Source organism: Pseudomonas sp. NPDC079367 (assembly GCF_044542195.1).
Taxonomy (GTDB): Bacteria; Pseudomonadota; Gammaproteobacteria; order Pseudomonadales; family Pseudomonadaceae; genus Aquipseudomonas.
Genome location: NZ_JBITTW010000039.1, coordinates 1 through 26,799, shown reverse-complemented (window position 1 = coordinate 26,799; position 26,799 = coordinate 1). Strand labels below are relative to the sequence as shown.

23 protein-coding genes and 1 pseudogene are annotated in these 26,799 nt (G+C 61.0%); 13 read left to right on the top strand and 11 right to left on the bottom strand.

What is annotated here, in order from left to right; translation table 11 throughout:
• Position 1 precedes the first annotated feature (1 nt).
• On the bottom strand, positions 2–1,000 hold the full coding sequence (gene moaA / locus ACIGDJ_RS23100; RefSeq protein ID WP_101159080.1) for a GTP 3',8-cyclase MoaA: 999 nt from the start codon (positions 998–1,000) through the stop codon (positions 2–4).
• 118 nt (positions 1,001–1,118) lie between these two features.
• Positions 1,119–1,970: a CAP domain-containing protein gene (locus ACIGDJ_RS23095; protein WP_397479639.1), complete on the bottom strand. Its 852-nt coding sequence runs from the start codon at positions 1,968–1,970 to the stop codon at positions 1,119–1,121.
• 198 nt (positions 1,971–2,168) lie between these two features.
• Here ACIGDJ_RS23095 and ACIGDJ_RS23090 point away from each other — a divergent pair, with 198 nt between their 5' ends.
• The gene (locus ACIGDJ_RS23090; protein ID WP_101159078.1) at positions 2,169–2,789 is read left to right on the top strand and encodes a cell wall hydrolase; all 621 of its coding nucleotides are present in this window, start codon (positions 2,169–2,171) and stop codon (positions 2,787–2,789) included.
• Here ACIGDJ_RS23090 and ACIGDJ_RS23085 read toward each other — a convergent pair.
• Positions 2,786–3,499: a murein L,D-transpeptidase catalytic domain family protein gene (locus tag ACIGDJ_RS23085; protein WP_397479640.1), complete on the bottom strand. Its 714-nt coding sequence runs from the start codon at positions 3,497–3,499 to the stop codon at positions 2,786–2,788. The genes ACIGDJ_RS23090 and ACIGDJ_RS23085 overlap by 4 nt on opposite strands.
• A 151-nt stretch (positions 3,500–3,650) precedes the next feature.
• On the opposite strand from ACIGDJ_RS23085, the gene ACIGDJ_RS23080 reads away from it, so the two are divergent.
• The gene (locus ACIGDJ_RS23080) at positions 3,651–5,267 is read left to right on the top strand and encodes a murein L,D-transpeptidase (protein WP_397479641.1); all 1,617 of its coding nucleotides are present in this window, start codon (positions 3,651–3,653) and stop codon (positions 5,265–5,267) included.
• Between the two features lie 458 nt (positions 5,268–5,725).
• Here the strand turns inward: ACIGDJ_RS23080 and ACIGDJ_RS23075 are convergent, their stop codons facing one another.
• From ACIGDJ_RS23075 to ACIGDJ_RS23065, 3 genes are all read right to left on the bottom strand, one after another.
• Positions 5,726–6,190: an REP-associated tyrosine transposase gene (locus tag ACIGDJ_RS23075; RefSeq protein WP_101159074.1), complete on the bottom strand. Its 465-nt coding sequence runs from the start codon at positions 6,188–6,190 to the stop codon at positions 5,726–5,728.
• Positions 6,191–6,863: 673 nt separating this feature from the next.
• Complete coding sequence (locus ACIGDJ_RS23070) at positions 6,864–7,481, bottom strand: DNA-3-methyladenine glycosylase family protein (protein ID WP_397479642.1); 618 nt, start codon at positions 7,479–7,481, stop codon at positions 6,864–6,866.
• Between the two features lie 57 nt (positions 7,482–7,538).
• Positions 7,539–8,621, bottom strand: a complete 1,083-nt coding sequence (locus tag ACIGDJ_RS23065) for a trifunctional transcriptional activator/DNA repair protein Ada/methylated-DNA--[protein]-cysteine S-methyltransferase (RefSeq protein ID WP_313002561.1) — start codon at positions 8,619–8,621, stop codon at positions 7,539–7,541.
• A gap of 109 nt (positions 8,622–8,730) precedes the next feature.
• Here ACIGDJ_RS23065 and ACIGDJ_RS23060 point away from each other — a divergent pair, with 109 nt between their 5' ends.
• Entirely contained in the window at positions 8,731–9,147 is a 417-nt protein-coding gene (locus tag ACIGDJ_RS23060) for a VOC family protein (protein WP_101159071.1), read from the top strand.
• Here the strand turns inward: ACIGDJ_RS23060 and ACIGDJ_RS23055 are convergent.
• Complete coding sequence (locus ACIGDJ_RS23055) at positions 9,144–10,262, bottom strand: carboxylate-amine ligase (protein ID WP_101159212.1); 1,119 nt, start codon at positions 10,260–10,262, stop codon at positions 9,144–9,146. The genes ACIGDJ_RS23060 and ACIGDJ_RS23055 overlap by 4 nt on opposite strands.
• Positions 10,263–10,421: 159 nt before the next feature.
• Between ACIGDJ_RS23055 and ACIGDJ_RS23050 the strand changes: the two genes are divergently transcribed.
• The 5 genes from ACIGDJ_RS23050 to ACIGDJ_RS23030 all read left to right on the top strand — a co-directional run bounded on the left by ACIGDJ_RS23050 (position 10,422) and on the right by ACIGDJ_RS23030 (position 16,187).
• Positions 10,422–10,697 carry a hypothetical protein gene (locus tag ACIGDJ_RS23050; RefSeq protein WP_101159070.1) on the top strand — a complete coding sequence of 92 codons (276 nt, stop codon included), beginning with the start codon at positions 10,422–10,424 and terminating at the stop codon, positions 10,695–10,697.
• Positions 10,698–10,734: 37 nt separating this feature from the next.
• On the top strand, positions 10,735–12,384 hold the full coding sequence (gene mqo, locus ACIGDJ_RS23045) for a malate dehydrogenase (quinone) (protein WP_397479643.1): 1,650 nt from the start codon (positions 10,735–10,737) through the stop codon (positions 12,382–12,384).
• Positions 12,385–12,568: 184 nt separating this feature from the next.
• The gene (locus tag ACIGDJ_RS23040; protein ID WP_101159068.1) at positions 12,569–13,174 is read left to right on the top strand and encodes a biliverdin-producing heme oxygenase; all 606 of its coding nucleotides are present in this window, start codon (positions 12,569–12,571) and stop codon (positions 13,172–13,174) included.
• The gene (locus ACIGDJ_RS23035; RefSeq protein ID WP_101159067.1) at positions 13,171–15,408 is read left to right on the top strand and encodes an ATP-binding protein; all 2,238 of its coding nucleotides are present in this window, start codon (positions 13,171–13,173) and stop codon (positions 15,406–15,408) included. The genes ACIGDJ_RS23040 and ACIGDJ_RS23035 overlap by 4 nt, the downstream gene beginning before the upstream one ends.
• Positions 15,409–15,599: 191 nt before the next feature.
• The gene (locus ACIGDJ_RS23030; RefSeq protein ID WP_101159066.1) at positions 15,600–16,187 is read left to right on the top strand and encodes a LysE family translocator; all 588 of its coding nucleotides are present in this window, start codon (positions 15,600–15,602) and stop codon (positions 16,185–16,187) included.
• 127 nt (positions 16,188–16,314) lie between these two features.
• On the opposite strand, the gene ACIGDJ_RS23025 is transcribed toward ACIGDJ_RS23030, so the two are convergent.
• Complete coding sequence (locus tag ACIGDJ_RS23025) at positions 16,315–17,148, bottom strand: helix-turn-helix domain-containing protein (protein ID WP_397479644.1); 834 nt, start codon at positions 17,146–17,148, stop codon at positions 16,315–16,317.
• A 34-nt stretch (positions 17,149–17,182) separates the two neighbouring features.
• Complete coding sequence (locus tag ACIGDJ_RS23020; RefSeq protein ID WP_397479645.1) at positions 17,183–17,686, bottom strand: VOC family protein; 504 nt, start codon at positions 17,684–17,686, stop codon at positions 17,183–17,185.
• Between the two features lie 199 nt (positions 17,687–17,885).
• Here ACIGDJ_RS23020 and ACIGDJ_RS23015 point away from each other — a divergent pair, with 199 nt between their 5' ends.
• The 5 genes from ACIGDJ_RS23015 to ACIGDJ_RS22995 all read left to right on the top strand — a co-directional run bounded on the left by ACIGDJ_RS23015 (position 17,886) and on the right by ACIGDJ_RS22995 (position 22,943).
• On the top strand, positions 17,886–18,278 hold the full coding sequence (locus ACIGDJ_RS23015) for a GFA family protein (RefSeq protein WP_313002618.1): 393 nt from the start codon (positions 17,886–17,888) through the stop codon (positions 18,276–18,278).
• Between the two features lie 428 nt (positions 18,279–18,706).
• Positions 18,707–19,162 (top strand): (2Fe-2S)-binding protein, encoded by a 456-nt coding sequence (locus ACIGDJ_RS23010; RefSeq protein WP_101159063.1) that lies wholly within the window; start codon positions 18,707–18,709, stop codon positions 19,160–19,162.
• 21 nt (positions 19,163–19,183) lie between these two features.
• A complete protein-coding gene (locus tag ACIGDJ_RS23005; RefSeq protein ID WP_397479646.1) occupies positions 19,184–21,346 on the top strand; it encodes a molybdopterin cofactor-binding domain-containing protein in 2,163 nt (720 codons plus the stop codon).
• A 1-nt stretch (position 21,347) separates the two neighbouring features.
• Positions 21,348–21,926 (top strand): hypothetical protein, encoded by a 579-nt coding sequence (locus ACIGDJ_RS23000; RefSeq protein ID WP_397479647.1) that lies wholly within the window; start codon positions 21,348–21,350, stop codon positions 21,924–21,926.
• 54 nt (positions 21,927–21,980) lie between these two features.
• Positions 21,981–22,943: a sensor domain-containing diguanylate cyclase gene (locus ACIGDJ_RS22995; protein WP_101159061.1), complete on the top strand. Its 963-nt coding sequence runs from the start codon at positions 21,981–21,983 to the stop codon at positions 22,941–22,943.
• Positions 22,944–23,106: 163 nt separating this feature from the next.
• Here the strand turns inward: ACIGDJ_RS22995 and ACIGDJ_RS22990 are convergent, their stop codons facing one another.
• Positions 23,107–26,229 carry a hypothetical protein gene (locus ACIGDJ_RS22990; protein ID WP_397479648.1) on the bottom strand — a complete coding sequence of 1,041 codons (3,123 nt, stop codon included), beginning with the start codon at positions 26,227–26,229 and terminating at the stop codon, positions 23,107–23,109.
• Positions 26,230–26,377: 148 nt separating this feature from the next.
• Positions 26,378–26,799 (bottom strand): annotated as a pseudogene (gene fabI / locus ACIGDJ_RS22985) (enoyl-ACP reductase FabI); the annotation flags it as partial.

The following is a 26,799-nucleotide window of genomic DNA, read 5'->3' as shown; positions in this document are numbered from 1 at the left end:
ATCAGCCGCCGGTCATGTTCATGAAACGCACCACTTGCACGTCGTCGTTGACTTCGAAGTTGTGTCGATACGGCTTGAGTTTCATTGCTTCGATGATTGCGTTTTCCAGGCGTTCCGGGTGGCCCGGATGTGCGCGCAACACGGCTTTGAGATCCATTGAATGCTCGTTGCCCAAGCACAGCAGCAGGCGCCCTTCGACGGTCAGGCGCACGCGATTGCAGGTGCCGCAGAAATTGTGACTGTGCGGCGAAATAAAGCCCAGGCGAATGTTCGGTGCTTCCGCTACGCGCCAGTAGCGCGACGGCCCTTGCGTCGATTCGGTCGAGTCGATCAGGGTGAAGCGTTCGGCGATGCGTTCGCGCACTTGCGCGCTGGAGTAGAACGACTCGGCACGGCTGTGTTCGGCAATCGCGCCCAGTGGCATCTCTTCGATGAAGGAAATATCCAGATCACGCTCGATGGCGAAACGGACCAGATCGTTGATCTCGTGATCGTTGCGCCCCTGCATCACCACGCAATTGAGTTTGGTGCGGGCGAACCCGGCGGCGCGAGCAGCATCGATACCCTCGATAACCTGCGCCAGATTGCCGGTGCGGGTCAGCTCTTTGAAGCGCTGCGGATCAAGGCTGTCGAGGCTGATGTTGAGGCGCTTGACGCCTGCGTCGAACAGCGGCTGGGCCAGTCGGCCCAGTTGCGAACCGTTGGTGGTCAGGCACAGTTCGCGCAGGCCGGGCAGGGCGGCGATCTGCTCGCAGAGTTGTACGACGCCGGGGCGGATCAGCGGCTCGCCGCCGGTCAGACGGATCTTGCGCGTGCCGAGGGCGACGAAGCTTTGCGCCACCTGGAATAATTCTTCGAGGGTGAGGATCTGCTGGCGCGGCAGGAACTGCATGTCCTCGGCCATGCAATAGACGCAGCGGAAATCGCAGCGGTCGGTGACCGACAGGCGCAGATAATCCACGCGGCGGTTGTGACCATCGATCAATTCACGCTGTGTCATGGGCTCGCCTCGTGGATGTGGAACGCCGTCAGCGGGCGCAGATTGCGCAGGGTAGGCTGCCCTCGCCACGCCGTCCAATCACTCTGGCTGACCGAGTGATTGACGGCGTCGATGAGGCTTACGGTGCGCCGAACATTGCCGTCCAGTAAATGCCGGCGTTGCTTTTCGGATCGGTCGCATACGCGGCGCCCAGTTCCTGATATTGCGGGTTCATCAGATTGGCGCAATGGCCAGGGCTGGCGAGCCAGCCGTCGACGACCTTGCCGACGGTGTCTTGCCCGGCGGCGATGTTTTCACCGACCAGTTGCCCGCTGTAGCCGGACAGCTCGGCACGGTCGCCGGGCGTGCGGCCATCGCGGTCCTTGTGGTCGAGATAATTGTTGTTGGCCATGTCGCGGCTGTGATCCTGAGCGACAGTGCCCAGCGTGGCGTTCCAGGCCAGCGGGGCTGCCGCCGCGAAGGACTGGCCGCCGCACTGACGGGCCTGACTGCGGGCGGTATTGAGTTGCGCCAGCAGCTTTTGCCCTTCGCTTTGTGCATCGCCCAGTTTCGCTGTCAGCAGCGGCCGCGCGAGGACGATGCGCCAGTCGCGGTCAACGCGGTTTACTCCGATATCGACGAACTGCGGATCCAGCACCACCTGGCAGAAGCTTTCCTTGATCGCCTGCATTGCCGCCGCTGCATCGCGCGGGCCGTTGAGGGTGATCGCCTGCACATTGACCATCGGGTAGTGGGCGCTGGTCATGGCCTGCTGCAGATCGACCGCGCCGCTGGCGGGCAGTCGCAGCCGTGGATCGGCCGACAGCGGGGGCAATTCGTTCGACGCCTGAGTGCCGCAACGCTGCGGCTGGCTGCGATAGCTGTTGATCGACTCGATCAATTGCAGTTCATCGGCGGCCAGCGCCGGGGTGGCTAGCACCACGCCCAGCGACAGTGCGGCGCAACGCAAAACGGACGGCATGAAGCGCATGGAAATCTCCCTTGAGCTGAATGCGTCCATGATGCGCGAAAGGCCCCCGGTGGGTGAATGTCTTTTTCTTTTCGGGCGGATTTTTTCTGCGCTGGTGCGCCCGCACATTTGCTCGCTACACTCTGCGCAGACCCCGCAAACCGGGCGTCTCACCGACGTAACATCTTGCCCCCGGCGGGCGCTGACGGAAGAACCGACATGGGATTGAAAGGCTTGGCGGGCGGTTTGTTGTTGATCTTTTTGACCGGCGCAGCATGGGCCGGCGCTCAGGCCCCGATCGAGGCCAAAGCGGAACAGAAAGCCGAGGTGCTCGAGGAGAAAGCGGCGGATAAAGTCAGCGCAGCTCCGGCGCCTAAATCCGAAGCGATCACCCCCACCGAAGCGCAAGCGGTGGATCCGGCCGGCGCCGCGCCGCTGGACGATCCGCTGACCTGTCTGGCGCGCAGCATCTATTGGGAAGCCAAGGGCAAGGACACCCCGGAAATGGAAGCCGTCGCCAGCGTCGTGATGAATCGCCTCGGCCATGACGGCTTTCCCGACACGGTGTGCGCGGTGGTCAAGCAAGGTTCGGAAAGCGGCAATTGCCAGTTTTCCTGGTGGTGCGATGGCAAGCCCGATCAGGTCAAGGAAGACGCCGAATACGCGCTGGCCAAGGAAATTGCCGGCAAGGCGTTGAACCGTCAGCTCAAGGATCGTACGCGCGGCGCCTTGTATTTCCACGATCGCGGCGTGCACCCGAGCTGGGCCAAGGCCTATCGCAACACCGCGCAGACCGGCAGGTTCCTGTTCTACAAACCCGCCGGCGGCGACGCGCGTTAGCTGGCGTGGGTGTTGAGAATGCTCGCCACCTGCTGCGGCTGGCAGTTCAGGTACGGTGACTTTTGCAGCCAGCGCTGATCCGGGTACCAGGAAAACATGAACTGGCCGTTCTTCAGGCGATCGATCACCTGTTTGGCGACCTGCGGCCGCACGGCGGGGCAACCCTGACTGCGGCCGATGCGTCCCTGGCGCTTGCTCCACAGCGGGTTCACATAACTGGCGGCATGAATCACGATCGCGCGATCACGGGCCAGATCATTGAAACCGGGCTCCAGACCGTCCATTCGCAGGGAATAGCCGTGGGTGCCTTCGTAGCTTTCCTGAGTCCGGAACAGGCCGAGACTGGACTGGTAACTGCCTTCGCGATTGGAAAACTGCGTGGCGAAGTTTTCCCCGGAGTTGGAGCCGTGGGCGACCAGATCGCGCAACACCAGCTTCTTTTTATTCAGGTCGAAGATCCACAGGCGGCGCTCGGTGGACGGTTGCGAATAATCGATGATCGCCAGATGCCGCGAGGTTTTCGCGCCGTTGTTGACCGCGCATTGCATGGCGTTCAATGCACCTTTGAGCGCTTGGGGATTGAGTTCCGGCGCAGCGTGGGCGAGGCTGTTGTAGAGAACCGGCGATGGCTTGCCGGCGGCAAATACTGGGCTGGTCACGGCGACAAGGGTCGCGGTGCTCAACAGAAGTCGGCGCAAAAACGTCAACATTTTATAAAGTGTCCTCACTTGCTACATAAACGGCACTTTGGCTCCTGACTCCCAGTCAATACCCGCAGGCTCGCGGTTCGAGCCTGACTGTTCAGCGCACCTGATGTAAGGTTGACCGTCATCTGGACGGCCATGGATTGGAGTAAAGCAGTTGTTCAAAAAGTACGCATGCTACTTGAGCATTTGTTTGCTCGCTGCGCCGTTTGTCGCTTGCGCCGATGAAGCGCTGCCTCCGCTCGAGACTCTGCCGACGCCGGCAACACAATTGCCGGTCGAGCCGCGCAGCCCGCTGCAAGCGGTGTTGATCAGTCTGGCGCAGTCATGTCCGGCGATTGCCCCGCGTCTCAACGCCCCGGCGCTGAGCCAATTGCAGGCGTTCTATGAACAGCAGGACTGGATGCCGGTGTGGGCGAGTGATTCGGCACGCTTGCCGACATTGCACGCACAATTGCAGCTGTTGGCCGATGATGGTTTGAATCCGGATCGTTATGCCGTGGCAGCAACGCCGCCGCAGGATGGCGAGTTGTGTGCCGACATCGATATCAGCCGCAACTACCTGCAGGCGTTGCAGGATCTGCATTACGGTCGCCTGTTGCAGTCGCATTTCGAGCCGCTGTGGCGTGTCGACGGCCCGCCGACCGACCGTCAGGCGCGATTGCTCAGCATCGCCGTGCCCGGCATGAATAACATTCCCGCAGCGTTTGATCTGGCCCGTCCGCACCTGCCGCAGTACCAAAGTCTGCGTCAGCTCTATGCCGCGCAGCGCTTGCAGGCTTTGCCGCAATGGCAGCCGGTCGGCAATGGCCCGTTGCTGCGCCCGGCGATGGAAGATCAGCGCGTGCCGCAATTGGCGCAGCGTCTGTATAACGAAGGCTATCTGGCACACGCGCTGGTAACGCCGGACAATGCCTACGACGACGTGCTGGTGGAAGCAGTGAAGCATTTCCAGGCCAGCCACTCGTTGCAGGCTGACGGCGTGGTCGGGCCGGGCACCATAGCCGAGCTGAACATCAGCCCAGTGACGCGCCGCGATCAACTGCGGGTCAACCTTGAACGTTTCCGCTGGATGTCCCAAGACCTGGAGCCCAGTGGTCTGGTGGTCAACGTCGCGGCCGCTGAGCTGACGCTGTATCAGGGCGGTCAACCCGTGTGGCAGACCCGCACTCAGGTCGGCCGCGCCGAACGCCAGACACCGCTGCTCAAATCCCGTGTCACGCGGTTGACTCTGAACCCGACCTGGACCGTGCCGCCGACCATCTGGAAAGAAGACAAGCTGCCGCAGATCCGCAAGGATCAGACCTTCCTCAGCCGCCAGAACCTGCAAGTGCTCGATGCCAACGGTCAGCCCCTGGCGGCGGCGGATATCGACTGGGACAACCCCGGTAACATCCTCCTGCGCCAGGATGCTGGCCCGCGTAATCCGCTGGGGCAGATGGTGATCCGCTTCCCCAACCCGTTCTCGGTGTACCTGCACGACACGCCGAGCAAGGCGCTGTTCGACAAAGGCCCACGGGCATTCAGCTCCGGCTGCGTGCGCGTCGAGCACCCGCTGCAACTACGTGACCTGCTGCTGTCACCGGCAGAAAAAAACCGCACCGACACGTTGCTGGCGACCGGTACTACCCACGAATTTCGTCTGTCGGCACCGGTGCCGATCCTGATGACCTACTGGACAGCGCAAGTCGACAGCACCGGGCGTATCCGCTATGCGCCGGATATCTACAGCCGCGACAGCGCATTACTGGTGGGGCTTGATCGGGCGCATTGAGGGCTTACGGGGTAATACATCAGCAATGACATTGCGCGCGCGACCGCTTTCGCGAGCAAGCCCGCTCCCACAGGGTCTTGGAGGTGTTGGAGGATCTTGCATCTGGCGCCCGTTGAATGTGGGAGTGGTGGTGCTGGGAAATTTTGCGTCTGGCACCCGTCGAATGTGGGAGTGGGCTTGCTCACAAAGAGGGCAGTGCATTCAGCAATGATGTTGACTGAATGGACGCTTTCGCGAGCAAGCCGCTCGGACAGGGTCTTGGAGGTGTTGGAAGATTTTGCATCTGGCGCCCGTTGAATATGGGAGTGGTGGTGCTGGAAAATTTTGCGTCTGACACCCTTCGAATGTGGGAGTGGGCTTGCTCACGAAGAGGGCAGTGCATTCAGCGATGATGTTGACTGAATGGACGCTTTCGCGAGCAAGCCCGCTCGCACAGGGTGTTGATGATGTCGAAAGTTTCAGCGGCTGGCCCAGATCGCATCCCAGAGCGGGTAATCATCAAGCTTTTGCACCAAGCCCGCGCATAGGGGGTTGGCCACCACATATCTGGCCATTTGCACCAGATTCTCTTCTTGCCGTAGCGCACGATCATGAGAGCCCTGTTGCCACAGGCTGCCTGTTCTATCGGTCGTCTTATTGATGGCTCGGGTGCTCAGGGACTTCGTCTGGCACATCAGTTCTCCCAACGTTCCTTTCTGCAACTGGACCAACCAATGGAAATGATCCGGCATGACCACCCAGGCCAAGGTATCGGCCAAACCGTCTGCTTGCGCTTGTTGGAACTGGTTAGCTACTAATCTGCCGAGATCGTGATTCTTGAAAACCGGTACACGGTGCAAGGTGTTGGCGGTGAGCAGGTAAATGCGGTTACTTTCGCAGAAGCGGCCGATTCTGAGACGGTGAGACGAAGATCGCTCGGGCATTCCTTTGCCTTGTTCGTGATTGATTTGAGTGGAAGGCTAGTTGAGCGGGCAGAACCGGATGCGATGATTGTTGGCAGGATGTGTCTGCGCATCAGATTGCTGCGACGGGATTCAGCAATGATGTTGCCTGACCTGACGTTTTCGCGAGCAAGCCCGCTCCCACAGGGGAACTGATGGTGTCGGCAGATTTTGCGCCTGGGGCTGGGCTTGCTCACGAAGGTGGCGGTACGTTCAGCAATGATGTTGCCTGACCTGACGCTTTCGCGAGCAAGCCCGCTCGCACAGGGGAACTGATGGTGTCGGCAGATTTTGCGCCTGACACCTTTGAATGTGGGGCTGGGCTTGCTCACGAAGGTGGTGGTACGTTCAGCAATGATGTTGCCTGACCTGACGCTTTCGCGAGCAAGCCCGCTCCCACAGGGGAACTGGTGGTGTTGGCAGATTTTGCGTCTGGCGCCCGTTGAATGTGGGAGTGGGCTTGCTCACGAAGGTGGCGGTACGTTCAGCATGATGTTGCCTGACCTGACGCTTTCGCGAGCAAGCCCGCTCCCACAGGGGAACTGATGGTGTTGGCAGATTTTGCGCCTGACACCCGTTGAATGTGGGAGTGGGCTTGCTCACGAAGAGGGAGGCGGATTCAGAGCAGATCGCTGAGCATCAGTCCATTTGATGCCTATCCCTTGCCCGCCCGCCATAAATACCACGCCGCCACGGTGCGATACGGGCTCCAGGCTCGGCCGATCTCGATCATTTGTTTGCGTGTGGGCTGGATGTCCAGGCCTTTCAAACGTCGATAACCCTCGCGCACGCCAAGGTCATCGGCGGGGAGGATGTCCATGCGTTCGAGGCTGTAGATCAGCAGCATTTCCACTGTCCAGCGCCCGACGCCGCGCAAACTGGTGAGGCGTTCGATCAGCGTTTCATCGTCCATCGCCCGCGCAGTCAGGTAATCCGGCACCACGCCGTCCAGCGTCGCCTGGGCGATCCCCTGAATCGTTGCGATCTTGCTGGCTGAAAACCCGCAAGCGCGCAATTGCTCGACATCCATGGCGAGAATCTGCGCCGGGCGCGGAAACGTCTGCCCGGCAAACAGCCCCACCAAACGCCCGAGAATCGCATCGCCAGCCTTGGCGTGCAGTTGCTGATAGGCAATCGCGCGCACCAGCGATTCATACGGATCGCGCGCCGGATGCGGCTGATGCAGGCACGGTCCAACGGCGCGGATATGGCGCTGCCAGTCAGGGTCTATAGCGGCCAGAAAGGTGCTGGCCACGCCATACCCGTCAGCCATGCCGCCGTGAATCGGTCGTACTCATCCAGATCCCTTTTGCCTGATGGGTTGCATGCTTCAAAAAGCCAATGGGTGAGTCGTTTGCAGCGCGGCGTTCTCCAGCCTGAGCAGAAACGCCTTGCGCGGTTGTCCGCCACCATAGCCGGTCAGCGAGCCGTCCGCGCCAATCACCCGGTGGCAAGGCACCACGATCGACAGGCGATTGTGCCCGTTGGCGAGGCCGACCGCGCGGCTGGCGCCGGGTTTTCCCAGCCCCGCCGCGATGGCGCCGTACGTGCTGGTGTGGCCATAGGGAATTTGCAGCAGCGCCGCCCAGACCTCGCGGGCGAACGCGCTGCCGGGCAGGTGCAACGCCACGTTGAATTGGCTGAGTTTGCCGGCAAAGTAAGCCGCCAGCTCCCCTTCGATCTGCTGCAAGTGGGCATTGTGTCCCGGCGCGACCGCATAGCCATAACGGTTCTGCAGGGCTTCGACTTCACGCGTCAGCGCCGGGCGATCGAGAAACTCCAGCAGCACCAGCCCACGCCCCTCGGCCATGGCGATCATCGGCCCCAGCGGCGTGGTCAGGCGGGTAAACAGCAACGGTTCACTGTTGGCCGCACGGCCGGGGGTGATGTGGAAAGACTTCTGAAACGCGTCGCGAAAACCGCTCAGCGATTCATAGCCGGAATCGAACGCGGCGTGATCAATCGACGTGCCTTGCCTGATTCCGCCCAACGCCATGCCGAGGCGACGGGTGCGCAGCCAAGCGTGGAACGTCATGCCCAAGTGCTGCTTGAACCAGCGTCGCAGCTTCAGCGGCTCTATGCCCTCGGCGAGCAATTGCGCATCGCTCCAGCGCTGTTCGGGGTCGGCGTCTACTGCGTTGAGCAGGCGCTGCACCCAGTCCGGGGCGATGGCCGCCGCGTCCAGCGGTTTGCAGCGCAGGCAGGCGCGATAACCGGCGCACAGGCATTCGTCGGCGTGGGCGAAGAATTCGACGTTTTCCGGTTTCGGCTTGCGCGCCGTGCAACTGGGGCGGCAGAAGATTCCGGTGGTTTTCACGGCCGTGAAGAACACGCCTTCATAGGCAGTATCGCGTTCGAGCATGGCGCGAACCATTTCGGCGTGGGGCGGCAGGACAGCGGCTGGTATGTTCATGGGGTGAGAGTAAATCCGCTTTGTCGATCGCTCCACCGAAAAATCGACAGTGAATTTTTTCGCCTGTGCAGCACAATGAGCGGGTCGCCGCTTTCAAGGAAGCCTAGCCATGCATCCGTTTTCCATTCAGCGCATCGACCATATCGTCCTGCGCGTCGCCGACTTGCAACGCAGCATCGATTTCTACGCCAGGGTGTTCGGCGCCGAAGTGGTCAGGCATAACCAGCCGTTGGGGCTGGTGCATCTGCGGGCCGGCACGTCGATGATCGATCTGGTCGACCTGGCGGGCGAACTCGGGCGCAAGGGCGGCGGCGCGGCTGAGGCGCACAAACGCAACGTCGATCACTTTTGCTTGCGTATCGAGCCGTTCAACGAAGCCGCGCTGATTGCTCATCTGCAATCGTTCGGTTTGACCGTAGAGAAAGCCGCCAGACGCTTCGGCGCTGAAGGTTACGGCTTGTCGCTGTACTGTTTCGATCCTGACGGCAATCAGGTTGAACTCAAAGGTTCTTCCGAGAGTGGTTAGCCGGCCGTTTCCTGAAGCAACAGTTCGCAGACTTGTGCCAGCGCCGAACGGCCGTCCAGCGGTCGTTCAGAGGCGCGGTCAAGCAGCGCCAATTGCCGGTCGGCGCTGGTGCCGCTGGCGATGATTGCCCGCGCACACTCGAACAACTGCGCCGCGCCCAAGGCCTGCGCAGTATCGGCAAAACGCTGCTCGGCCAGCTCCAGCCACTGCGTGATCGAACAATCGCCGTCGATGCCTTCGACCAAAAAGCGCGCATGAATCCCCAAGCGTTTGGCGCGCCAGCGATTTTCTTCCAGCATGGCGCGCGCAGTCTGGTCGTACAGCAATCCGGGACGCCGCTGCGCACTGGCGTGTGCCACCAGTACACGGAAAAATGCTGCCAGAGTCAGCGCGTCGGCGACCCGAGGGCAAGCGTCGGTCATGCGCAGTTCGAGCGTCGGAAAACGCGCCGCCGGACGCACGCCCCACCAGCACTCCGCGGGCTGCGTGATCGCACCGATGTGCGTGAGAAATGCCAAGTGCTCATCGTAATGGCGCTGATCGGCAAACAGCGGCGGGATGCCCATGCGGGGCCACTCGTCACACGCCGTCTGCCGATAACTCATGAAACCACTGGCGACGCCATCCCAGAGGGGTGACGAACAGCTCAGCGCCAACAGCAGCGGCGTCCACGGCAGCACTTCATTCATCACCGCTATGCGATCCAGCGGCTCGCCCACTTCGACATGCACGTGCAGACCTGACAGTACGCTGCGCCGCGCGACGTGGCCGTAGCGTTCGAATAAATGCTGGAAATGTTCCTCCTCGGTCGGAGTCTGTTCTCGCCAGTCAGCCAATGGATGACTACCGGCGCTGAGCACGCCCAGACCAAATGGCTCAAGCGTTGCGCGCAAGGCCTGACGGCTGCCGCGCAAGAAATCGCTAGCATGCTCGAAGTCACTGAACACCGGCGAAGCCACCTCGATCTGTCCCTGAAACATTTCCGTAGCAAACCAGGCGCCCAACGCCGCTCGACATGCCTCGATGGCCCGCAGCGAAGGGCTGCCGACCATGCGCAGGGTCTGCAGGTCGGTCAGGAAAAACTCTTCCTCGATGCCAAATCGCGGGCTGGTCATGGCGCTGCTCGAGCGACTGTTTCTCATGGGAACCACGCGGGGCAGCGGTGGTTCACGCCAGGCGACCAATGTCGCGAATGCACCGTTGGTCTTTTCCATCGCACTTGAAAGGCCAGCGGTTTTCCAAAAAAGTCCCAACAACGTGATCTGGAGGCAGACATGAACAACCCGTCCAGCAACGACAAGTCGCTCAACGAAACCGTCAATCCCAACGACGACGGCTTCGTCATCGGGACTGCCGGGCGCGATGAAGACCCGAACGCCACCACCGATTGGGACGTCAGCCGTGACAACGAAGATGTCATGACCCCCGACGATACCCGCGGTCTGCCCGGATATCCCGGCGCCGAAAAAAGCAACCCGTCGCCAGCCGTACCCGACAGTAGCGTGCCGGCCAACGGTGATCCTTCCGTGCAGAACGACAGCGCCGACTAAAATGGCTTCATCGCCGACAGAGCCCAAGGAGGCCTTCATGAATCATCCGATGCGCAAATGCGCACTGGTCGCCTTGACCCTCTCGGTCGGCATTGGCCAGGCGTACACCGAACAAACCCAAAGGGTCGACGTGATGCTGGTTGGCGGCGGCATCATGAGTTCGACACTGGCGGTGTGGCTCAGTGAGCTGGAGCCGGGTTGGTCGATGGAAATGGTCGAACGCCTTGACCAGGTCGCCGAGGAAAGCTCCAACGGCTGGAACAACGCCGGCACCGGTCATTCGGCGCTCGCCGAACTCAACTACACACCGGAAAAGGACGGTAAGGTCGACATCACCAAGGCTGTCGAGATCAACGAGGCGTTCCAGATCACCCGGCAGTTCCTCGCCTGGCAGGTCAAAACCGGGGTGCTGAAGAATCCGCGCTCGTTCATCAACTCCACGCCGCACATGAGTTTCGTCTGGGGTGACGACAACATCCGTTTCCTGAAGAAACGCTACGAGGCGCTGCAGGCCAGCCCGTTGTTCAGGCCGATGCAGTATTCCGAAGACCCGGAACAGATCAGGCAATGGGTGCCGCTGATGATGGAAGGGCGCGACCCGGCGCAGAAAATCGCCGCCACCTGGACGCCGATCGGCACCGACGTGAATTTCGGCGAGATCACCCGGCAGTTCGTCAGCCATCTGCAAAGCCGCGATAACTTCAACCTCAAGCTGTCCACGGAAGTGCGCGACATTACGCGCAACGATGATGGTTCGTGGCACGTTGAGTACAAGAACCTCAAGGACGGCACCACGGCCGCCACCGACGCCAGATTCCTGTTTATCGGCGCGGGCGGGGCGGCGTTGCCGCTGCTGCAGAAGTCCGGTATCGAGGAAGCGAAAGACTACGCCGGGTTCCCGGTGGGCGGTTCGTTTCTGGTCACCGACAACCCCGAGGTCGCGCAGCGGCACATGGCCAAGGCGTATGGCATCGCATCGACCGGCGCGCCGCCGATGTCGGTGCCGCACCTCGATACGCGGGTGCTCGATGGCAAACGGGTGATTCTGTTTGGGCCGTTCGCGACGTTCTCAACCAAGTTTCTCAAGGAAGGCTCCTATTTCGATCTGCCGGCCAGTACGACATTGCACAACCTTTGGCCGATGGTTCGGGTCGGTGTGCGCGAGTTCGATCTGGTGCAATACCTCGCCGGCCAGTTGATGCAGTCCGATGACGACCGTTTCGAGGCGCTGCGCACCTACTTCCCGCACGCGAAGAAAGAAGAGTGGCGGCTGTGGCAGGCCGGCCAGCGCGTGCAGATCATCAAGAAGGATGAGCAGCAGGGTGGAGTGCTCAAGCTCGGTACCGAAGTGGTCGCATCCAGGGATGGCAGCATTGCCGGGCTGCTCGGCGCCTCGCCGGGGGCCTCGACCGCCGCGCCGATCATGCTTGATCTGATGGGCAAGGTGTTCAAGGACAAACTGGCCTCGGCGCCGTGGCAGGACAAGCTGCGCCAGATCGTGCCCAGTTATGGCACGCGCCTGAACGAGCATCCGGACAAGGTCATGGAGGAGTGGCGCTACACCAGCAAAGTGCTGCAACTCACGCCGCCACCGGGCATCAATCAGGCCCCGGCGCAAAACCCGCCGGGCAATATCGACGCCGTGCAGCAGAAGAATCTGGACAGCGATCCCGATCTCAAGCCCTGAGATTGGCAGACGTGGCGCGGGTCGAACTTTTTTGATCCGGCGCCACTCTCAACGTGTCATAGGGTCGCGGTTCGGCAGAAATAATCGTCCCGGCAGGCAGAAACGCTGTCTGTCGTGATAAATTCCTCCCCACGTCGAGCCCACCCAGAATGGCCCCTGCCGGGTCCCACCAAGAGCGATCTACATGCAAGCAAAGGCCCGTGAGGTTTATGTGCCACCGGTGCTGCAGGATCTGCGGGCCGGCACAGCCGAACTGCACATCGCACTGGAAAAACGCCTTCCTTTTTTCTCCGACACCCTTGATACCCTCGCTTTTGAGCGCTTGATGGCGGCCTATTATGGTTTTTATCAGCCGCTGGAACGGGCGTTGCTGGCCAGCGGCGTAGTCCCGGACGATTTCAATCTGACGCCTCGCTTGAAGGCTGAAACCTTGCACGCCGACCTGCGCGCGCTGGGCGCGACCGCCAATGATTTGCCGCTGTGCGAGGACTTGCCGGTAATCGACTCCAGCGCCGCCAGCCTTGGGGTCTTGTACGTGCTTGAAGGCGCGACCCTCGGCGGGCAGATTCTGCGCCGAGAGATCGCCGCGCGGCTGAATCTGGATGCCGAAAACGGCGCCGCGTTCCTTGATGTCTACGGCGCGGCCACCGGGCGGCGCTGGCGCGAGTTCATCGAATACCTGAGCAACCGGGCCATGGATGTCAGCGAGCGCGCGGCCGTGGTCAGCGCTGCACAAACCACATTCAGCTGTTTCGAGCAGTGGCTCGAACGCCAGGAGGTACTGGCATGAACCTGCAAGACCAACAAGCCTTTGAAGAACTGCTGGCCAATTGTGCCGACGAGCCGATCCGCTTTCCCGGCGCGATTCAACCACATGGCTTGCTGCTGACCCTGACCGAGCCTGCGTTGCAGATCATCCAGGTCAGCGCCAATGTCGAAACCCTGCTGGCCCGCGCGCCCGAATCGCTGATCGGCCAGCCGCTGCACAGCCTGATCGGTGTTGAACACACCGCGCAAGTGCTCGAAGCCCTGCAGCAGGCGACGTTCTCCGAGGCGGCGCCGCTGCGTTTCGAACTCAACGGCACCGCGTTTGAAGGTTTGCTCCACCGGCATCAGGGTGTGCTGATTCTTGAGCTTGAGATCCACGTAAAAAATTTCGAGCCGCGCAATGTCGCCGGGGTCAAGACCCACCTGGGGCGCATGCTCCAGCGCCTGCAAGCGGCGACCACGCTGCAGGCCCTGTACGACATCAGTGTCAAGGAAATCCAGGCAATGACCGGTTACGACCGGGTGCTGATTTATCGCTTCGAGGAGGAGGGCCACGGTCAGGTCATCGCCGAAGCGTCCGATCCGTCGATGGAAGTGTTCAACGGCCTGTTCTTTCCGGCCTCGGACATCCCCGAGCAGGCGCGCGAGCTGTATCGCACCAACTGGCTGCGGATCATCCCCAACGCCGACTATCAGCCGGTGCCGCTGGTGCCGAAATTGCGCCCCGACACGCAGACTCCGCTGGACTTGAGTTTCGCCACGCTGCGCAGCGTCTCGCCGATTCACTGCCAGTACATGAAGAACATGGGCGTGCTGTCGTCGATGAGCATTTCCCTGCTCAAGGGCGACAAGCTCTGGGGCTTGATCAGCTGCGGTAACCGCCAGCCGCTGCACGTGCCGCATGAATTGCGCATGGCCTGCCAGACCATCGGCCAGGTGCTGTCGCTGCAGATCAGTGCGATGGAAACCCTTGAGCTGACCCGTCAGCGCGAAGAAAAGGTCGAGGCGCTGGCATTGCTCAATCAGGCGATGATCGATTCGCCGCAGAACGTGTTCGACGGCCTCGCTCAGCAGCCGGCGACGCTGATGGCGCTGGTCAATGCCGGCGGCATCGCGATCATCGAAGACAAGCAATTGCACCGTTACGGCAACTGCCCCGAGCCGGAAGCGATCCGTGCATTGCACAAATGGCTGCAGGCGCGCGGCGAGCCGGTGTTTGCCAGTCATCACCTGTCCAGCGTCTACCCGCCAGCCGCGCATTACCAGTCGGTTGCCAGCGGTGTGCTCGCCATGAGCCTGCCCAAACCGGTGGACAACGGCGTGTTGTGGTTCCGTCCGGAAGCGAAGGAAAACATCAACTGGAGCGGCGACCCGCGCAAACCGCTGGATCTGGAAAACTCCGACGCGGGCCTGCGCCTGCGTCCGCGCACCTCGTTCGAGATCTGGAAAGTCGAGATGGCCGGGATTTCCACCAAGTGGAGCCACGGTGATCTGTTCGCCGCCAACGACCTGCGTCGTTCGGCGCTGGAAAACGACCTGGCCCGCCAGGTGCGCCGTGAGCAGGAGGCCGTGCGTGCGCGCGACGAACTGGTGGCGGTGGTTTCCCATGATCTGCGCAACCCGATGACGGTGATTTCGATGCTCTGCGGCATGATGCAGAAGGCCTTCAGTTCCGAAGGCGCGCACACCTCGCGGCGCATTTCGACGGCGATCGACACCATGCAACAGGCCACGACGCGGATGAACACGCTGCTGGAAGACCTGCTCGATACCTCGAAAATCGACGCCGGGCGCTATTCGATCACCCCGCAAGCGCTGGACGTCGGGCTTATCTTCGAAGAGGCGCAGTCGCTGCTGTCGCCGCTGGCCCATGACAAGGACATCAGCATTTCATTCCAGGCTGATCCTGATTTGCGCATCCACGCCGACCCAGAGCGGCTGTTTCAAGTGCTGTCGAACCTGGTCGGCAACGCGATCAAATTCACCCCGCGCATGGGCACGGTGGGCGTGCACGCCAAATCGGTGGGCGACGAAATTGTCTTTATCGTGCGTGACAGCGGCGAAGGCATTCCCAAAGAGCACTTGCCGCATGTGTTCGATCGCTACTGGACCGTGAAGGAAGGCAACCCGACCGGTACGGGCCTGGGTTTGTACATCACCCAAGGTATCGTCGAAGCTCACGGCGGACAGATCGTCGCCGAGAGCGAGCCGGGGCAGGGCAGCGAATTCCGCTTCACCGTGCCGCGTCTGGCCTGAGTGCTTCTGTGGGAGCGGGCTTGCTCGCGAAGACGTCAGCCCGGCCAACACCGGGTTGATTGACACACCGCTTTCGCGAGCAAGCTCGCTCTCGCCAGAGGATTCGCATCCTCAGGGGCATTTTCTTCAATACCGCAACCCCGCCGCTCGCTACCGTAGCCACCTTGTTCCTCGTTTGAAGCAGGTGTGCAATGAGTCTGATTCTTTCCATGGCGGCGTTTGCCCTGGCCGCATCCATCACCCCCGGTCCGGTCAATATCGTCGCGTTGAGTTCCGGCGCGCAGTACGGTTTTCGCGCCAGCCAACGGCACGTGGCCGGGGCGACGCTGGGGTTTGTGCTGTTGCTGGTGCTCATGGGCCTGGGCCTGCATGAAGTGCTGCAACTGTGGCCGTTCATGACGCGCGTGGTGCAATGGGCCGGGGTGGCGTTCCTGCTGTTCATGGCCTGGAAACTGGCCAGCGATGACGGCCAGTTGCATGCCAGCGAGTCCGGCCGCGCGCCGTCGATGCTCTACGGCGCGGTGATGCAATGGCTCAATCCCAAGGCCTGGCTGGCGTGCGTAGCCGGCATGGGCGCGTTTGTCGCCGACGGCGAGGCGCGGCTGGTCTGGCAATTTGCGGCGGTGTATCTGGTGATCTGCTATCTGTCGGTGGGCTGCTGGGCCTATGCCGGAACGTTTTTGCGCGGCTATCTGAGCAACGCGGCGGGGATGCGCTGGTTCAATCGGGTAATGGCGTTGCTGCTGGCGGTGAGTGCGGGTTATCTGCTGATCACCTGATTTTCTGTAGGAGCTGACGAGTGCAACGAGGCTGCGATCTTTTGACTTTGCTTTTTACGATCAAAAGATCGCAGCCTCGTTGCACTCGTCAGCTCCTACAGGGGGTTGCATGTACGGGAGATAAAACTCAGCCGCGATACTGCCCCGGCGTCGCCGCCAGATGTTGTTTGAATGCCCGCTGGAAATGCGCCTGATCGGCAAACCCGGCCTCCAACGCCACATCGGCAATCAACCGCCCGTTGCGCAAGCGCTCGCGAGCGAACTGGATGCGCTGGTTGACCACGAAGGCATGTGGCGTCATCCCGTAACGCTGCTTGAATGCGCGAATCAGGTACGACGGCGACAGCTGCGCCGCCGCACAGATTGCCTCGAGGCTCAGCACCTCGGTGCAATGTTCACGGATGAAATCAGCGGCGCGTTGCAGCTTGAAATTCGGTTCACGTATTGGCTGATCAGCGGGATTCAGACGCAGCTGCAAATCACTGAAACACTCCACCGCCGCGCTCTGTTTCGCCAGCACCTCGAACTGATCGTCAACCAGAACCTCATACAACCCTATCAACCTGGCGAACAACTCGGCATCGGTCAGATGCGTGTCGGAAAAACGTCGAAATTCCAGCTCCGCCGCAAACCCCAATTGATGCTGCAAATCTGTCAGCCACGGCGTTTCGACATACAACATCACGTACGACCACGGCTGATCATCGATCGGGTTGCAGGCATGTACATCGCCGGGATTCATCAGCACCACGGTGCCGGACGCCACTTGATACTGCGCTTGCTCATGCACATAAGTGCTGCGCCCGGCGGTGATCGCACCGATGGAAAAGTGCGCGTGGGAGTGCCGCGCATAACAGACCTCGCGACCGTCAGCGATGGCCCGCGCTTCGATGAAGGGCAGGCCGTCGTCGCGCCAGAAGCGCGGGGCTTTCTCGGGGTTTTTCGCAGCGGCGTGTTTCATCGTGATCATCCCGGCAGGTCAGCGCCCGAGTGTATTAGCTCTGGCCGTCGAATGCCCGTTGCAGTGCAGCGACATCGAGCTTTTTCATCTGAAACATCGCCTGCATTGCCCGCTGCGACTTGCGCGGGTCCGGGTCTTGCAGCATTTGCAGAAAGCCGACATGGACGATCTGCCACGACACGCCGAACTTGTCCTTGAGCCAGCCGCATTGCTGCGCTTCGACCGGGCCGCCGGCCGACAGATTGCCCCAGAAGTGGTCGATTTCCTCCTGATTCTGGCAATTGACCTGGAACGAAATCGCCTCGTTGAAGGTGAACACCGGCCCTCCGTTAAGGGCGGTAAACGACTGGCCGTCGAGCTCGAAACTGACGGTCATCACCGTACCCTCCGGCTGCCCGTGAAATTCCTGCCCGACCTTGCTGTAGTGGGTCAGGGCGGTGATTTTCGCATGGTCGAAGATCGAACAATAAAATGCCGCAGCGGCCTCGGCCTGATCATCGAACCACAGGCACGGCGTGAGTTTCTGAATGCGTTGCATGGCAATCATCCTCTGCAGGTTGCAGGCTGGATGATCAGCGTAGTCAGTCCGCGAATGGATTGCGGTGCCGTAGATCGGCCCGAACAGGTCTGCTCGAAGAAATATCGCAAGCTGCAGTAGGCTGCGTGGCGTAGCACTGAGGGTGTTTTTAAACGCGATCTGGCGATTGTGTTTATCAAAATCGCAAAGGAGATAAACCGTGACGACATTTACCGGCGGATGTTTATGCGGCGATGTCCGTTTTCAAGCGAGTGGCGAGCCTTACCGAGTCGGCGTCTGCCATTGCCTCGACTGCCGCAAAGTCCATGGGGCGCTGTTTCATGCCTCGGCGATTTTTCCTGAAGATGCGCTGACAATCAGCGGCGAAACCCATGAGTACCAAGGGCGGCACTTTTGCCCACGCTGTGGCTCATCGGTATTCAACCGTAGTGGCGACGAGGTCGAGGTGAACCTCGGCGCGCTGGATGCGGCCGATCAGTTGAAGCCGACTTATGAGAGTTGGACGGTACGCCGCGAATCGTGGCTGCCGGATTTTCCGCTGGCTGGGCATTACCGGGGGGATCGTGAAGGTAAGGGGCGGCAAGAGGATTAGCAAACTCATCGCGGTCCTGAACATCCCGACGCGTCCCGGTAGGAGTAATCCTGCTCGCGAAAGCGGTGTATCAGTCACAGCTGAGCTGACTGAACAGACGCCTTCGCGAGCAAGCCCGCTCCCACAGGTTTCACCGATGTTCACGATCCATGCGTCGACCGTCAGTTCTTGTGGGAGTAATTCTGCTCGCTCCCACAGGTTTCACCGATGTTCACAGTCCTTGCATCCACCTCTGGACCATGTGGGAGCGGGCTTGCTCGCGAAGGCGTCGTTTCAGACAACGCGAGGCCTTTGCATGACCGCTGGTCACAACGTCTCGCTTGCTGCGCAATTTAGGCTTTGCTGAAAGGGATAAGCGCGGGCGTCCGTAGGTTTTGTGACCACAGCGACACCCCTTCGCAACACCGTGAGTCTGAGGAAATCACCCGATGCTGACCCTGAATATCAATGGCAAGGATCAGGAGCTCGATGTCCCCGCGGACATGCCGCTGCTCTGGGTTCTGCGCGATGTAGCGCACCTGACCGGGACGAAGTTCGGCTGCGGCATGGCCCAGTGTGGCGCCTGTACCGTGCACATTGACGGGGCGCCATTACGTTCCTGCATCACCCCGGCCACGGCCGTCGCCCACGGGCAGAAAATTCTTACCATCGAAGGCTTGTCCACCGATGGCTCGCACCCGGTACAGCAAGCCTGGGCCGAACTCGATGTGGTGCAGTGCGGTTACTGCCAGTCCGGGCAGATCATGTCCGCCGCCGCGTTGCTGGCGAAAATCCCCAACCCCACCGACAGCGATATCGATCAGGCGCTCTCCGGCAACATTTGCCGCTGCGGCACCTATCCGCGCATTCGCGCAGCGGTCAAACGCGCCGCCGACATCGGCTGATTTTTCTGGGGGAGATAGGCGATGAACAGTCCGCTAACGCGTCGGGGTTTTCTCAAAGGCAGCGCCGTGGTGGGCGGCGGTCTGATGGTGGCGTTTGTGGTCCCTGGGGCCAATCGCTTTGCCAGAGCGGCAGAGAACGAAAACAAGACGTTCGCACCCAACGCGTTCCTGCGCATCGCGGCGGACAACAGCGTCACCGTGCTGCTCGGCCATTCGGAAATGGGCCAGGGCATCTGGACCGGCCTGACCATGCTCATTGCCGAAGAGCTGGACGCCGACTGGTCGAACATCCGCGTCGAGCACTCGCCAGCCTCGGCGGCCGACTACGGCTTGCCGGCGTTTGGCGGCATGCAGATCACCGGCGGCTCGACGTCGACCTGGATGGAGTTCGACCGTTATCGACTGGCCGGGGCGACGGCGCGGCAGATGCTGGTGGAAGCTGCCGCGAAACGCTTCGACGTCGCGCCGTCGACGATTCGCACCGAATCCGGCGTGGTGATCGCCGGGGACCAGCGCGCGACTTACGGCGAACTGGCCGATGCCGCCGGGCAGCTGCCGGTACCAGACCCAAAAACCATCACCTTCAAGGAAGCCAAGGATTGGAAAGTCATCGGAAAACCAACCAAACGCCTCGACACCCCGGAAAAAATCACCGGTCGTGCCAAGTTCGGCATGGATGTGCAATTCGAAGGCTTGATGACCGCCATGGTCGCCCGTGCGCCGGTGTTTGGCGCCACGGTCAAATCCTTTGAAGGCGCCGCAGCGCTGGCCATTCCCGGCGTGCACAAAGTGCTGCAGGTGCCCAGCGGAGTAGCGGTGGTGGCCGAGCATTTCTGGGCAGCGAAACTGGGGCTTGATGCTCTGAAGGTCGATTGGGATCTCGGGCCGCTGGCCGACATGAGCAGTGAAAAACTGCTGGAGAGTTTCCGCAAACTGGCGGCGACGCCGGGCACCTCTGCCACTCAGGCTGGGGACGCCAAAGCCAATTTCGCCAAGGCTACGAAGAAGATCGACGTCGAGTACAGCGTGCCGTATCTGGCCCACGCGCCGATGGAACCGCTCAATTGCACGGTGAAGATCAGTGCCGGCAAATGCGAGATCTGGACCGGCACGCAGTTTCAGACGCTGGACCAAATGGTCGCCAGCAAGATCACCGGGCTCAAGCCCGAGCAGGTCGAGATTCACACCGAATTCCTTGGTGGTGGCTTCGGTCGCCGTGCCAATCCGACATCGGACTTCGTCGCCGAAGCCGTGCAAGTCGCAAAAGCAGCGGGCCTGCCGGTAAAAACCGTGTGGGCACGTGAAGATGACATTCGCGGCGGTTATTACCGCTCGATGTACTTGCACAAGGCCCAGGTCGGGCTGGGCGCTGACGGCTTGCCGATGAGCTGGCAGCATGTGCTGGTGGGGCAGTCGATCATGGCCGGGACGATGCTCGAGGCAGCGATGGTCAAGAACGGCATCGATGCCACCTCGGTCGAAGGCGTGGCCGACAGCCCCTACATCAAGGATCTGCCTCATCATCAAGTCGACCTGCATTCGCCGCAGACCGGCATCAATGTGTTGTGGCTGCGTTCGGTCGGCCACACCCACACGGGTTTCGTCATGGAATCGCTGATCGATGAACTGGCGACGGCGGCGGGCAAGGATCCGGTGGAGTACCGGCGAACGTTGCTCAAGGCGCACCCGCGCCATCTCGGCGTGCTCAATCTGGCGGTGGAGAAGGCCAATTGGGGCGCACCGCTACCCGACGGACATGCCCTCGGTGTGGCGGTGCACGAGTCGTTCGGCAGCTACGTGGCTCAGGTTGCCGAGGTGTCGCAGGACAATCTGGTGATCCGTGTGCATCGGGTGGTCTGCGCCGTGGACTGCGGCATTGCAGTCAACCCGCAGAGCATTACCGCGCAGATGGAATCATGCATCACCTTCGGCCTCGGCATGGCGCTGCACAGCAAGCTCACCGTGAAGGACGGCGGCGTGATGCAGTCCAACTATCACGATTATCAGGTGTTGCGGCTCAACGAAATGCCGGCGGTGGAAGTGCATATCGTCCCCAGCACAGAAAAGCCCGGAGGCATCGGCGAGCCCGGCGTACCGCCAACCGCGCCGGCCGTGGCCAATGCGGTGTTCGCCCTGACCGGGCAACGCCTGCGTGAACTGCCACTGCAACTGGCAGGGGTGTGAGATGAAACGACATCTTGTGTTGGGTACCGTCGTTTTGCTCGGTCTCGGTGGCTATGCCTCGGACCTGTTTGCCGAAGATCAGGAAGCTCTGAAAGCCTTTGGCACGGTGCAGAAAGTCTTTCAGAGCCCGCGCTGCCAAAACTGCCACATTCCCGGCGATTCGCCGCTGCAGTTCGACGCCGGCATCCCCCACGCGATGAATGTGGTGCGCGGCATGGACGGCAAGGGCGCTGCCGGTTTGCCCTGCGCGACCTGCCACGCTGAAAGCAATCCGCCGGCCAGTTACGGCCCCCATGCGCCGCCGGGCGCGCCGCACTGGAGCCTGCCGCCAGCGGCGCACAAAATGGCCTGGATCGGCCTGCCCTCGGACAAGCTGTGCGCAATGATCAAGGACCGCGCGAGCAACGGCGATCGCGATTTTGCCGCGCTGTTAAAACATGTCAGCGAAGACAAGCTGGTGCTCTGGGGCTGGAATCCCGGGGCGGGGCGCGCGCCGGTACCGGTGCCGCACGATATTTTCGTCGCGCAGTTCAAGCTGTGGATCGATGCCGGTGGGCCGTGTCCGGTGGCGCAAATGTGAAGCTTCATCGATTTAGCGCTACGCTGAACACATGACTGCCTACGGAGTGTGTGCATGCTGGTGCCCGGAAAACCTGCCAACGAAGCTGCCCGTATTGATGCGCTGCACGGCCTCAATCTCGACTCGGCCCCCGAAGAGCGTTTCGATCGTCTGACACGCTTGGCCAAGCGCTTGTTCAACGTGCCGATCGCCCTGGTCACGCTGGTCGACAAGGATCGCCAGTGGTTCAAATCCTGTGTGGGGCTGGATGCTACCGAGACGTCGCGCGATGTCTCATTCTGCGGCCATGCAATTTTGCAGAACGAGCTGATGCTGGTGCCTGACGCGCTGAAAGATCTGCGCTTTCATGACAACCCGCTGGTCACCGGCGCGCCGAACATCCGTTTTTACGCCGGTTACCCGCTGACCGTGCCTGACGGTAACAAAATGGGCACGTTGTGCCTGATCGACACCCAACCCCGCAACCTTGATGACGAAGAGCGCGCCTTGTTGCGCGACCTGGCAGAGATGGCTGAGCAAGAGCTGATGGCGGTGCAGATGGCGAGCATGGACGAACTGACGCTGCTGTCCAATCGACGCGGTTTCAAGCAACTGGCTCAGCATGCACTGGACGCCTGCGCACGTTTGAACCGGCCGGCGACGCTGCTGTTTTTCGACCTCAATGACTTCAAGCAGATCAACGATTTGTACGGGCATGCCGAGGGTGACAGCGCGCTCAAGACTTTCGCCGATGTGTTGCGCATTGCCTTTCGCGAGAGCGACGTGGTCGGGCGCCTGGGCGGCGATGAGTTCGTCGCGTTGCTGACCGGCTCCAGCCACGTCGAAACCACGCGAATCATGGCACGGCTCAAGGAAATCCTTGAGGAGCGCAATGCAACGCTGCACCGCGGTTATGCGATTCGCTTCAGTGTCGGCCAGATCGAATACGATCCCAGGCGCCACGACACCGTAGACCGGTTGCTGGCCGATGCAGATGGGGCGATGTATGCGCACAAACAGGCGTTGAAGCGCTGTTGATCAAGGCCTGATCGCCAGCAGGCTGGGCTCCCACACTGTTTATCGTTTGACATCCAACCAAGGCTTACCCCAAAACCCTGTGCGAACCAGCCTGCTGGCGCTAGCGCCGTGGCCAGTCAACCTGTGAATCAACTGACCCACTGCGTCCTCAATGCGGCAGGCATCAACTTTTCGGTGGGCTCAACGTCGCGTAAAAATTCAGCCATTTCTCCTGATTGGCTTGTATATCCTTTAGCGCAGGCGCGATCAGTGCTTCTTGCAGCGCTTTGCGTTCGTGAGCGCCAAACAGGTGTCGCACAGCCGTACTGGCGATGGCGTTGACCTTGTTGGAGGCAAATGTATCGGGGACGTCGCTGCGCGACTGCACTGCCAGCGGCGCGCCTTCGATGTCGAGGCGGGTGAGCAGCGCTTCGCATTTGCTGTTGGCGACTGGCAGGGTTCCGCGCCGATAGGCTTCGGCATCGAAGGGCAGCGATTGCGCCTTTGCATCGGGGGTGGAGGGCGCGAGCCGCGCAATATCGATATCGCGCCGCAAGAAGACAGCGGATCGGCGGGTAAAGATTTCGTACACCCTCGGCGTCGATCCACGCAGCAAGGCAATGATGGCAAACGGCGCGGTCTCGGTGTCCGGCTTCGAAGTCTTGGTGGTGCTTGCCGGCGCTGGCAGTTGCAGGGCAAACAACTCCAGGGCGTTGTCTTCGATATCCAGCCGTTGCGCCAATGGCAACCGGCAAAAAGCATCCTTGATGAAAGCGACATGGGCGTCTTTCATCTGTCGCAGGCGCGCGCTCAGGGCCGCACGAAACAAACTCGACACCACGCTGAGCCGGGCCAGAGGCGCTTTGACCGGCGGCAGTTGCAGTTCGGCATGGTTCGATTGCCATCCCTGCAAATCGCCGGTCAACTTGCCGGCCACATGCAACTCGCTCAGCGAGAAGTGTTTGTCACCCGACGCCGGGTTGAACAGAACCTGCTCTTCCAGATGCGGATTATCGATAAACACCTTGCGCAGATCAGCGAGTGCGACGGTCGATGGGGTGGGACATTTCGCCAGAAAAGCCCGCTGCGAGAAACTGCGCATCCTCCGACAATGGTCGCGGAAGATACTCTCGGCACGCTTCAGCGTCGCGGCGTGGCTGTCAGGATTCTCCTCGTCTCGCTGGACCACGCCTCTGGCAACCGCCCAATCAAGAACGACCGCAGTACACACGTCACTGCGCAAGAAACGGTAGAAGTCCGCCGGGGCCGGGCCATGGGTCAGGCTGATCAATTGCGCATAGGGCATCAGGCGTGCGACGCCGGGTATGCGGTCTTCGATATACAGCACCACCTGCTTGAACCGGACCCAGCGTACGCAACTCATGTACTGGAATGAAGCGGGGATATCGCGAATCAAAAACTCAGGGGCGATGCCCGATAACAAAAGATGGGTCGCCAGCGATTTGTTTTTTATCAGCGCGAGACCGAATTGCTGGTCGAGGAAACGCCGAACCTCGGCATACCGTTCGCCCCAGTAAAAACTGTCATTTACCGCTTGGCCGATGATTTGCTCTGACTGTTCGCCGGCTTTCGGATCAAGGCTGAGCAGCAGCGCTGCGAGTAACAAGCGATCGCGATTGGTGGCCAGCAGCTCCTTGGGCTGGGCGGGTCGCGCGATTTTCTCCAGTAGCTGGTTGCCCAAAGCCTGAGCGCGTTGGGTGATGAGGATGCGGCCGATCAGGTAATCGGCGTTGGCGCTGAGGCTGGCCAAAGGCAGATCGGTATCGACGCCTTCGCTCAGGTAATCAATCAGTGGCGCCGCGTCCTTGGGTAGAAATGCCTGAGTGGTGTCGATGACCTGCTGGCGTTGTTCAGCGGTAAAACGCTCGGTTTGTTTGCCGGGCTGGCCCAGCAGATACCAATGATTCATGTGGCCGGGGCGCATGTGCAGGTTGATCGGGTCCCATTTCACAAAGCCGAGGGCTTGTTCGACAGTTCCCGGCAAAGGCAGCTTATAAAAACGCAGCATTTGCCCAAGCGTGACCTTGCCGCTGGCACGAAAGGCACCCCCGGCTTCACGAGCCTTGACCTTGAGACGATCGCGATAGATTTTCAGACTGGCGTGTTTTTCCACCTCCGCAGTCAGGGTTATCCAGCCGTGGTCGCTGGCCGTACCGACGTGACCGGTTGCGCTGAGCAACAAGGGGCTATCAGCGGGCAGGCTGTGTTTTTTCAGAATGGCTTGAAAGGCCGGACGGGCGCCGAATGTGCGCAGTTCCTGCTGACCCAGCGCCATCCACTCGACCAGCGCCGAATCCGGATGGGGCTCGCTGAATTCCTCAAGGTCGATTGTCGCCATCGGTGACTTGTTCCAGCACAGCGCTTGCAGTCGGCGCAGGATATACCGACCGTCTTCAACATTGGCGAAACCATGCCGGTAACTGAGGATAGGGCTGCCAGTCTGCACGTATTCGCTGACATGCGGCAGCGCCGGCCATCGGTGGTTACGCAGACGTTGTACCAGCGCTTTGGCTTGATCGGCATCCTCAGGGATTGGCAAGGCGTAGCGTTCAAGCAACGGGCCAAGCTTGAAACGCGGACCGCCACGACTGGCCGAAACCGACGAGGAGGTCAGTGACACCGGGGTGTCCTCCATGCCGCGTTGTTCGAAGGGGTCGTGGGTCTTCAACACGGTTTCGAGGGTGTCGGCGATGACCTGGAAGTCCTCCAGTTGGGCATTGCGTTCCTTAATCACGGCCGAGGTGGTGTGACCATTTTCATCAATCGCAGCGAGGCCGCTGGCCTTCAATTCAGCGACAATCACTTTCGTCTGAGCTTCGTTCTGCGGCTCGGGATAACCATAGAAAGCCAGCGCGATCTGACGTGGAAAGCGGTACAACGGGTTGGCCGATTTGCCACCAATATATGGCAGGCCCATTTCGCCGGGGTCAATACGCTGGGCAATCCACAACAGCGCCGGTGCGACCTGCCACCAGCCGGAATCATCGTTCAGAGCGAAGGTGCGTACATTCGCGGTGCCATTCGTCTGGGCTCGCGCCTCCAGCGTGGCGCCCTTGATGCGCAACGTATCCAGATCGATATGAAAGCGACTGGCCCAATCGAGAAATTCCGGGCGTTCGAGGGCCGCCCAGTACAACTCCATCCATTCGCGCAGCAAACAACCGCGCGGAACCTCCAGTGTACGTTCGGCGTCCTCGGGCTTGACGACCGGGACGGCGATCAACTCATCGATCAGGTTTTGCAGCAAGGTCTGTTGCGGTGACGCGGGTTGCACTGTGTCGTTCATTTGCGCTCTCCATGGCGGCTGACAGGCATCAAGCGCCGATTGTCGAGCGGTGGAGGGCGGGGCGGGCGGTAGTTATGTAATGCGCGGGGCCATTCCTGCGGACACAAAAAAACCCGTCATTCGACGGGTTTTTTCTGGCCAGCGAAGATTACTCTTCGATGTTGCCCATGGCGGTGGTGTTGAAGCCGCCGTCCACGTACATGATTTCACCGCTGATGCCCGATGCCAGGTCGGAGCACAGGAAGGCGCCGGCGTTGCCGACTTCGTCGATGGTGACGTTGCGGCGCAGCGGGGTTTGCGCTTCGTTGGCGGCCAGCATCTTGCGGAAGTTCTTGATGCCCGAGGCTGCCAGGGTGCGGATCGGGCCGGCCGATACGCAGTTGACGCGGGTGCCGTCCGGGCCCAGGGAACCGGCCAGGTAACGCACGCCAGCTTCCAGCGAAGCCTTGGCCATGCCCATTACGTTGTAGTTCGGCATGGTGCGCTCGGCGCCCAGGTACGACAGGGTCAGCAGGCTGCCGTTGCGGCCTTTCATCATTTCGCGACCGGCTTTGGCCAGGGCCACGAAGC

Coding starts and splice junctions, on each gene's coding strand:
- moaA (WP_101159080.1), bottom strand. CDS start 1,000: ATGACACAGCGTGAATTGATCGATGGTCACAACCGCCGCGTGGATTAT.
- ACIGDJ_RS23095 (WP_397479639.1), bottom strand. CDS start 1,970: ATGCGCTTCATGCCGTCCGTTTTGCGTTGCGCCGCACTGTCGCTGGGC.
- ACIGDJ_RS23090 (WP_101159078.1), top strand. CDS start 2,169: ATGGGATTGAAAGGCTTGGCGGGCGGTTTGTTGTTGATCTTTTTGACC.
- ACIGDJ_RS23085 (WP_397479640.1), bottom strand. CDS start 3,499: ATGTTGACGTTTTTGCGCCGACTTCTGTTGAGCACCGCGACCCTTGTC.
- ACIGDJ_RS23075 (WP_101159074.1), bottom strand. CDS start 6,190: ATGCCCGAGCGATCTTCGTCTCACCGTCTCAGAATCGGCCGCTTCTGC.
- ACIGDJ_RS23070 (WP_397479642.1), bottom strand. CDS start 7,481: ATGGCTGACGGGTATGGCGTGGCCAGCACCTTTCTGGCCGCTATAGAC.
- ACIGDJ_RS23065 (WP_313002561.1), bottom strand. CDS start 8,621: ATGAACATACCAGCCGCTGTCCTGCCGCCCCACGCCGAAATGGTTCGC.
- ACIGDJ_RS23060 (WP_101159071.1), top strand. CDS start 8,731: ATGCATCCGTTTTCCATTCAGCGCATCGACCATATCGTCCTGCGCGTC.
- ACIGDJ_RS23055 (WP_101159212.1), bottom strand. CDS start 10,262: ATGACCAGCCCGCGATTTGGCATCGAGGAAGAGTTTTTCCTGACCGAC.
- ACIGDJ_RS23050 (WP_101159070.1), top strand. CDS start 10,422: ATGAACAACCCGTCCAGCAACGACAAGTCGCTCAACGAAACCGTCAAT.
- mqo (WP_397479643.1), top strand. CDS start 10,735: ATGAATCATCCGATGCGCAAATGCGCACTGGTCGCCTTGACCCTCTCG.
- ACIGDJ_RS23040 (WP_101159068.1), top strand. CDS start 12,569: ATGCAAGCAAAGGCCCGTGAGGTTTATGTGCCACCGGTGCTGCAGGAT.
- ACIGDJ_RS23035 (WP_101159067.1), top strand. CDS start 13,171: ATGAACCTGCAAGACCAACAAGCCTTTGAAGAACTGCTGGCCAATTGT.
- ACIGDJ_RS23030 (WP_101159066.1), top strand. CDS start 15,600: ATGAGTCTGATTCTTTCCATGGCGGCGTTTGCCCTGGCCGCATCCATC.
- ACIGDJ_RS23025 (WP_397479644.1), bottom strand. CDS start 17,148: ATGAAACACGCCGCTGCGAAAAACCCCGAGAAAGCCCCGCGCTTCTGG.
- ACIGDJ_RS23020 (WP_397479645.1), bottom strand. CDS start 17,686: ATGCAACGCATTCAGAAACTCACGCCGTGCCTGTGGTTCGATGATCAG.
- ACIGDJ_RS23010 (WP_101159063.1), top strand. CDS start 18,707: ATGCTGACCCTGAATATCAATGGCAAGGATCAGGAGCTCGATGTCCCC.
- ACIGDJ_RS23005 (WP_397479646.1), top strand. CDS start 19,184: ATGAACAGTCCGCTAACGCGTCGGGGTTTTCTCAAAGGCAGCGCCGTG.
- ACIGDJ_RS23000 (WP_397479647.1), top strand. CDS start 21,348: ATGAAACGACATCTTGTGTTGGGTACCGTCGTTTTGCTCGGTCTCGGT.
- ACIGDJ_RS22995 (WP_101159061.1), top strand. CDS start 21,981: ATGCTGGTGCCCGGAAAACCTGCCAACGAAGCTGCCCGTATTGATGCG.
- ACIGDJ_RS22990 (WP_397479648.1), bottom strand. CDS start 26,229: ATGAACGACACAGTGCAACCCGCGTCACCGCAACAGACCTTGCTGCAA.